6 protein-coding genes are annotated in these 7,313 nt (G+C 59.5%); 4 read left to right on the top strand and 2 right to left on the bottom strand.

Annotation, left to right across the window (positions count from 1 at the left end; genetic code table 11):
- Nucleotides 1–4: 4 nt before the first annotated feature.
- The gene (locus tag PGS10_RS16005) at nucleotides 5–2,290 is read right to left on the bottom strand and encodes a hybrid sensor histidine kinase/response regulator (protein ID WP_047046380.1); all 2,286 of its coding nucleotides are present in this window, start codon (nucleotides 2,288–2,290) and stop codon (nucleotides 5–7) included.
- Between the two features lie 189 nt (nucleotides 2,291–2,479).
- Here PGS10_RS16005 and PGS10_RS16010 point away from each other — a divergent pair, with 189 nt between their 5' ends.
- Genes PGS10_RS16010 through PGS10_RS16020 form a run of 3 tightly spaced genes read left to right on the top strand, consistent with a single transcriptional unit; the run spans nucleotide 2,480 to nucleotide 5,964 of the window.
- The gene (locus tag PGS10_RS16010; RefSeq protein WP_045367893.1) at nucleotides 2,480–4,000 is read left to right on the top strand and encodes a sugar ABC transporter ATP-binding protein; all 1,521 of its coding nucleotides are present in this window, start codon (nucleotides 2,480–2,482) and stop codon (nucleotides 3,998–4,000) included.
- Entirely contained in the window at nucleotides 3,997–4,995 is a 999-nt protein-coding gene (locus PGS10_RS16015; protein ID WP_045380370.1) for an ABC transporter permease subunit, read from the top strand. Before PGS10_RS16010 ends, PGS10_RS16015 begins: the two co-directional genes overlap by 4 nt.
- Nucleotides 4,996–5,022: 27 nt before the next feature.
- Entirely contained in the window at nucleotides 5,023–5,964 is a 942-nt protein-coding gene (locus tag PGS10_RS16020) for an ABC transporter substrate-binding protein (protein WP_015368709.1), read from the top strand.
- A gap of 33 nt (nucleotides 5,965–5,997) precedes the next feature.
- On the opposite strand, the gene PGS10_RS16025 is transcribed toward PGS10_RS16020, so the two are convergent.
- Nucleotides 5,998–6,732: a response regulator gene (locus PGS10_RS16025; protein ID WP_213292873.1), complete on the bottom strand. Its 735-nt coding sequence runs from the start codon at nucleotides 6,730–6,732 to the stop codon at nucleotides 5,998–6,000.
- 272 nt (nucleotides 6,733–7,004) lie between these two features.
- Here PGS10_RS16025 and PGS10_RS16030 point away from each other — a divergent pair.
- Nucleotides 7,005–7,313 (top strand): molybdopterin-dependent oxidoreductase (locus PGS10_RS16030; RefSeq protein WP_316423244.1); only part of this gene is annotated, 309 nt, incomplete at its 3' end.

Below are 7,313 nucleotides of genomic sequence, written 5' to 3' on the forward strand. Positions count from 1 at the left end.
AATCTCAAATCCGCGCCATCGCCGCACGCAACGCCTGCGCCAGCTGCGTACGGGTAAAAGGCTTGCGCAGCCGTTCCACCTCCGGCAACGCCGGGTTATGCGCCGGGCGCAAATCCTGGCCGCTAATCAATAGCAGCGCCACCGCCGGGAAACGGCGTTGCGCTTCGTGAATAACCTCGGCGCCGCTCAGCCCGCCGGGGAGCATTAAATCGCTAATCAACAACGCGATATCCCCGGAGGCCGCCAGCATCTGCAGCGCCTGCTCGCCGCTTTGCGCCTCCAGCGTCAGCCAGCCCAGCTGATGCAGCTGCTCGCATAACGTCTGGCGCACATCGGCTTCATCCTCCAGCACCAGCGCTAGCCGCTCGCCGGTCGCCATCGGTTCGCTATCCAACGGCGGTCGCTCCTCCTCCACCGCTGACGTGGCTCGCGGTAGCTGTAAACGTACGGTGGTGCCCTGCCCCGGCGCGCTTTCAATCGCTACGCGCCCGCCCGACTGGCGCACAAAACCGTACACCATCGACAGCCCAAGCCCGCTGCCGCTGCCGGTCTGTTTGGTAGTAAAAAAGGGCTCGAAGACCTGCGCTTTAATTTCCTGCGACATGCCGCTGCCGTGGTCAATCACCTCCAGCGCCACCATATCCTGACGTCGTCCATCGCTACGGGTGACCCGCTGGTTCCAGGTGCGTAGCGCGATAATGCCTGACCGCCCATCCATGGCGTCGCGGGCGTTCATCACCAGGTTGATGATGGCGTTTTCCAGTTGTCCGACATCGATCCATGCCGGCCAGGCAGGCGACTGTGCTTCAATTTCGAGACGCAAAGAGGCAGGCAGCGAATGGCGCATCAGCTCGCAGACGTTCTCCAGCAATGGCTGTAGCGCCACCGCCTGCGGGTTCAGCGCCTGTTTACGCGAAAAGGCCAGCAGCCGCTGAGTGAGTAAGGCGCCGCGTTCGGCAGCCTTCAGCGCCCGCGATATCCGCGGCGCATCGCGCTCATCCGGCTGTACCAGTTCGAGGCTGCCGATAATAACCGCCAGCAGGTTGTTAAAATCGTGCGCCAGGCCGCCGGTAAGCTGGCCGACGGCTTTCATTTTTTGGCTATGCAGCAGCGCCTCCTCCAGCCCCTGTCGCTCAAGGCGGTCAATCTCCATCTGGGTGGTTTTCTCCCGCAGCAGACGGGTAGTGTGTTCAAGGGAAGCGGTATTGCGGGCGAAAACGTTAAAGGCGCGCGCCAGTTCGCCAAGCTCATCGCGCCGCTGCAGAGCCGGCACCGTCACATTCTGCTCGCCGTGCGCCAGCCGCGACATCGCGCCGGATATCGCGTTCAGATTAAGGCCGAGATTACGATAGATATACCAGCCCGCACAGCCGGTAATCGCCAGCGCCAGCAGCGCGGCCAGCAGGATAAACGCGCTGATGGAGCGCAACTGCTGGTGGCTTTGCGCCGCTCGCGCCTCAGATGCCTGGGCAACTCTGGCAACATACTGATTAATATCATCATTAAGCAGCGCAACCAGCGCTTTAATATGAAACATATACCAGCCGATCGCCAGATCGCTCTCTTCAAGCTGCGCCGATAGCGGCGCCAGCCGCGCCAGCTCGGCGTTGAAATCCGGCAGGATAAACGCCCGCTCAGAATCGCTATCATTACGCGGTAAAAAGCGTCTGATGTCATCGAGCTGCAGAACGATCGAGCGCGGCGTGGCGGTGTGTATCGCGGCGACGATCAGCCGGTCCATTTCGTTTAAACGCTGAGGATCGATCGCCGGTTTACCCTCGCGATCGTTGAGATCCTGCAAATGGCGCAAATAGCTCTGGTTTTGATACAGCGCGCTCAGCAGTTCATTACGCTGCAGATGGCGGCGTTGCCCGCGCTCCAGCATGCCGGCGACGCTCTGCTGCAGCTCGTTGCTGCGGCGGATAATGCTCGCCACCAGCGTCTGTTCCTGCCGCGCCAGCGGCGCCGAAGCCAGTTGGCTCAGCGAATGCTTCAGCGCCTGTTGGGTTTCCAGCAGACGTTCCGCTTCGCTTTTATACTCCAGCGCGCCTACTACCTGCGACAGTCGCACCGCCGCGGTAGCGACGTTCGCGGTATCGCGCGCCAGATTCATACTGCCGCTCATGTCGCTAAGCGTTTGCTGCTGTACCTGCTCCTGCAACTGGCTGGCATGGCGAAAACCAAATATCGCCACCCCGGCGACCATTAACGTCACCGCCACCATCAACAAGTTAAATGACAGCAGGCGACCGCGGGCGCTAACGAAAAAATGCGGGTGATGGGAAGACATAGCGGCTCCGGTCAGGCGTTTTCTCCCATCATTCCCGGACCGTCGCCGAAGGTGAAGAAAATTTCTCGGCGTAATTGTGATCTGCATTAACTATTCAAAAATATGACAATTATGAATGGCCGATGACATCACTCATTTACGTTGCGGTGATGAAGTGCCGATATCGACAACGCAGCCAGGAGAGCAGGCATGCAGGGAACACCGGTGCTATCCATGCGCAACATCGCCAAAGTTTTCGGCAAGTTTTATGCGCTGAAAGGGGTGGATCTGACGGTCTGGCCCGGCGAGATCCACGCGCTGATGGGCGAAAACGGCGCGGGAAAAAGCACGTTGATGAAGATCCTCGCCGGCGCCTATACCGCCTCCAGCGGCGAGATCCTGATCGACGGACAACCGCAGACGATCAGAGGCCCGAAAGATGCGCTGGCGGCGGGGATCACCTTGATCTATCAGGAGATGCAGCTGGCGCCGAACCTCACCGTCGCGGAAAACATTTTCCTCGGCAGCGAGCTTTCCCGCGGCGGTCTGGTACAACGCAAAGAGATGGAGTCCCAGGCGCAGGCGGTTATCGACCGGCTCGGCGCGCAGTTCAAAGCCAGCGACCGGGTGATGAAGCTGACTATCGCCGAACAGCAGCAGGTGGAAATCGCCCGTGCGCTGCATCGCAACAGCCGCATTCTGGTGATGGATGAACCTACCGCCGCCCTCTCCTCGCGAGAAACGCAGCGCCTGTTTGAGCTGATTTTGCGCCTGCGCGATGAAGGGATGGCAATCATCTATATCAGCCACCGCATGGCCGAAGTGTATGAACTCTCCGACCGGGTCAGCGTGCTGCGCGATGGCCAGTATGTCGGCAGCCTCACCCGCGACCACCTTAGCGCCCCCGAATTAGTGCGCATGATGGTTGGCCGTCCGCTTAGCGATCTGTTCAATAAAGAGCGCGATATCCCGCGCGGCCAGCCGCGCCTGCGGGTGCAGGATCTCAGCGACGGCGGCAAAGTGCATCCCAGCAGCCTGGTGGTGCACGCCGGGGAAATCGTTGGCCTCGCCGGGCTGGTCGGCGCCGGACGTTCCGAACTGGCGCAGCTGATTTTCGGCGTCCGCAAAGCCACCGCCGGGGTGATTGAAATCGACGGCGAACCGGTGGTTATTCACTCGCCGCGCGAAGCTATCGACCTCGGGATCGGCTTTCTGACCGAAAACCGTAAGGAACAGGGGCTGTTTCTCGAACTGGCGGCGCAGGAGAACATCACCATGGCGACGCTTGAGCGCGACGCCAATTGGGGAATGCTAGACCGTAAGAAAGCGCAAACTATCTCCGATGACGCCATCCAGTTGCTGAACATCCGCGTCCCGCATGCTCAGGTGCGCGCCGGCGGGCTTTCCGGAGGCAATCAGCAAAAGCTGCTGATTTCACGCTGGGTGGCGATCGGCCCGCGCATTCTCATCCTGGATGAACCGACCCGCGGCGTTGACGTCGGCGCCAAAAGCGAGATTTACCGCATCATGAATCAGATGGCCCGCCAGGGCGTCGCCATTTTAATGATCTCCAGCGAATTGCCGGAAATCGTAGGCATGAGCGACCGGGTATACGTGATGCGTGAAGGCGCTATCGCCGGCGAGTTGCAGGTTGGCGAGATTAGTCAGGAAAGCATTATGACGCTGGCGACCGGCGTGAACGATTCTCACCTTAAGGCAGGACAAGCATGAGCATACCGAAAGAGACCTCCGCGCCGGCGGCGAAATCCGCCTCGGCAAAAAAAATGCTGATGGGCGACCTGATGCAAACCGTCGGCATCCTGCCGATTTTAATCCTGATCGTCGCGGTGTTCGGCTTCGTCGCGCCGAATTTCTTTACCGAAAGCAACCTGCTGAATATTACCCGCCAGTCCTCCATCAACATCGTACTGGCGGCGGGGATGACCTTTATTATTCTTACCGGCGGTATCGATCTGTCGGTGGGGTCAATTCTCGGCACCACCGCGGTTGCGGCGATGGTGGTATCGCTCATCCCGCAATTCGCGATGCTGTCGATCCCGGCGGCGCTGATGCTCGGCCTGCTGCTCGGGCTGTTCAACGGCGCGCTGGTGGCCTTCGCCGGACTACCGCCGTTTATTGTCACCCTTGGCACCTACACCGCGCTGCGCGGCGCCGCCTATTTGCTGGCCGACGGCACCACGGTGATTAACTCCGATATTAGCTTTGAGTGGATCGGCAATAACTATCTCGGCCCGGTGCCGTGGCTGGTGGTGATTGCGCTGGCGGTCGTGGCGGTATGCTGGTTTATCCTGCGCCGCACCACCCTCGGTATTCATATCTACGCCGTCGGCGGCAATATGCAGGCGGCGCGGCTGACGGGAATTAAAGTCTGGCTGGTGCTGCTGTTCGTCTATGGCATGAGCGGGCTGCTTTCCGGGCTCGGCGGGGTGATGAGCGCCTCGCGGTTGTACAGCGCCAACGGCAACCTCGGCGTCGGCTATGAGCTGGACGCCATTGCCGCGGTGATCCTCGGCGGCACCAGTTTCGTCGGCGGTATCGGCACCATCACCGGTACGCTGGTGGGGGCGCTGATTATCGCCACCCTCAACAACGGCATGACGCTGATGGGCGTCTCCTACTTCTGGCAATTGGTGATCAAAGGGGCGGTGATCATCATAGCGGTGCTAATCGACAAATACCGTACCCGACACCATCAAAGTGCATAACAACATCTTACCTGCGAGGAAAAGCGAATGCGTTTAAAACCGATAGTGACCGCGCTGTGTGCCGGCGCGCTGCTGGCCGCCTCCCCTTTTGCGTCGGCCAAAGATCTACAAGCGATAGGCGTGACGGTGGGCGACCTCGCCAACCCGTTTTTCGTGCAAATCACCAAGGGGGCCGAGCTGGAAGCACGCAAGCTGGCGGGGGACAAAGTGAAGGTCACGCTGGTGTCGAGCGGCTACGACCTGGGACAGCAGGTAGCGCAGATCGATAATTTTATCGCCGCCAAAGTCGATATGATCATCCTCAACGCCGCTGATTCAAAAGGTATCGGCCCGGCGGTGAAGCGGGCGAAAGAGGCCGGGATCGTGGTGGTGGCGGTTGACGTCGCCGCCGAAGGCGCAGATGCCACCATCACCTCCGATAACACCCAGGCCGGCGCGATGGCCTGTAAATATATTAGCGATCGCCTGAACAACAAAGGCAACGTGGTGATTATCAACGGACCGCCGGTTTCCGCGGTGCAGAACCGCGTTGAAGGCTGCGAAACCGAATTCAAAAAACATCCGGATATCAAAATCCTCTCCGCCAACCAGAACGCTAAAGGCAGCCGCGAAGGCGGGCTGGAAGTGATGACGTCGCTGCTGGCGGCGAATCCGAAGATTGACGGCGTGTTCGCGATTAACGATCCAACGGCGATTGGCGCCGATCTGGCGGCGAAACAGGCGCAACGTAATGAGTTCTTTATCGTGGGCGTCGACGGCAGCCCGGACGGCGAAGAGGCGCTGAAGCGTAAGAATTCGCTGTTCGTCGCCACGCCGGCGCAGGACCCGCAGGTCATGGCGGCGAAGGCGGTGGAAATCGGTTATGACATTCTGCAGGGCAAGCCCGCGCCAGCCGCGCCGGTGTTGATCCCGGTGAAGATGATCGATAAAAATAACGTCAGCAGCTACAAGGGCTGGACGGTGAAATAACGCAGCAAAGCGGCTGACGGGTCTCTTTTCGCCCTACGCCGCTTTGTCGTTATGGATAACGTCAGCGGCGAAAACGTAGCCCAGCCCGCGCAGGGTTTTAATCAACGTGGGCTGATGCGGATTGACCTCAACTTTACGCCGCAGGCGCATGATCAGCACATCGATCGTGCGGTCGAATACTTCCATGCTCTCATTATGGGTCAGCGCCAGCAGCTGTTCACGGTTCAGAACCCGGCGGGCGTTTTGCGCCAGCGCCAGCAACAACCCATACTCCCCCTGGGTTAACGCCACGCTCTGCTGCTGGGGATTAAACAGCTCACAGCGGCGGGTATCCAGTCGCCAGCCGTTAAACAACAGCCCATGCTCCCCGCCCGGCACGAGGCTTTCCGCGCCGATCGCCCCGCTGCGCCGCAGCACCGCCTTTACGCGCGCCACCACTACCCGGGCATTAAACGGTTTGGCGATGTAATCGTCGGCGCCCATTTCCAGCCCGACCACCACATCCGATTCGCTTCCCAGGCCGGAAAGCATGATCACCGGTAGCTCAGGCCGCGTGCGCTGCAGCTGTTGTAACACCAGCAAACCATTGGTATCCGGCAGGATCATATCCAGCAGCGCCAGCGCGATATCTGCGCGCCGGGCGACCGTCGCCAGCGCTTCACCACCGTTCTGGCAGGCCACCACCTCGAACGCGTGGGCGCCGAGCACGTCGCCCAGCAGCTCGCAGATCGCGGTGTCATCATCAATCACTAAAATGACCGGTTTCATGGTTTACCTCTGCCTGGCGGGAATAGTGTCAGTCTGGTCGATTGTGCAAGCGGGCGACGACAAATCCATTTTTCGCTGCCGTTTTTATAATCGGCGTCACATCTCCGGGCTTTTCGTCACGTCAAAACTGACGATGACCTGTTTTTCGTCAGCATTTCGCCCAAAAAAGCCGCGTACTATCCGTTAATAACCACAATGAAAACATGGCATAGAAGATGCATAGTGACGGTCGATTGCGCGTCAGCGCTAATTGATTAACTGGAGCAAAACCGATGAAAAAAGTCGTCACGGTTTGCCCGTATTGCGCATCAGGTTGCAAAATCAACCTGGTGGTCGATAACGGCAAAATCGTCCGGGCTGAGGCGGCGCAGGGGAAAACCAATCAGGGAACCCTGTGTCTGAAAGGCTATTATGGCTGGGACTTCATTAACGATACCCAGATCCTGACCCCGCGTCTCAAAACCCCCATGATCCGTCGCCAGCGTGGCGGCAAACTGGAAGCCGTCTCCTGGGACGAGGCGCTCGATTACGTCGCCACCCGCCTTGGCGCCATTAAAGAAAAATATGGCCCGGACGCGATC

It is taken from the genome of Klebsiella sp. 141153 (genome assembly GCF_032601995.1).
Lineage (GTDB): Bacteria > Pseudomonadota > Gammaproteobacteria > Enterobacterales > Enterobacteriaceae > Klebsiella > Klebsiella aerogenes.

Bases quoted from the DNA above. Each gene is read 5' to 3' on its own strand.
- PGS10_RS16005 (WP_047046380.1), bottom strand. From the start codon at position 2,290: ATGTCTTCCCATCACCCGCATTTTTTCGTTAGCGCCCGCGGTCGCCTG.
- PGS10_RS16010 (WP_045367893.1), top strand. From the start codon at position 2,480: ATGCAGGGAACACCGGTGCTATCCATGCGCAACATCGCCAAAGTTTTC.
- PGS10_RS16015 (WP_045380370.1), top strand. From the start codon at position 3,997: ATGAGCATACCGAAAGAGACCTCCGCGCCGGCGGCGAAATCCGCCTCG.
- PGS10_RS16020 (WP_015368709.1), top strand. From the start codon at position 5,023: ATGCGTTTAAAACCGATAGTGACCGCGCTGTGTGCCGGCGCGCTGCTG.
- PGS10_RS16025 (WP_213292873.1), bottom strand. From the start codon at position 6,732: ATGAAACCGGTCATTTTAGTGATTGATGATGACACCGCGATCTGCGAG.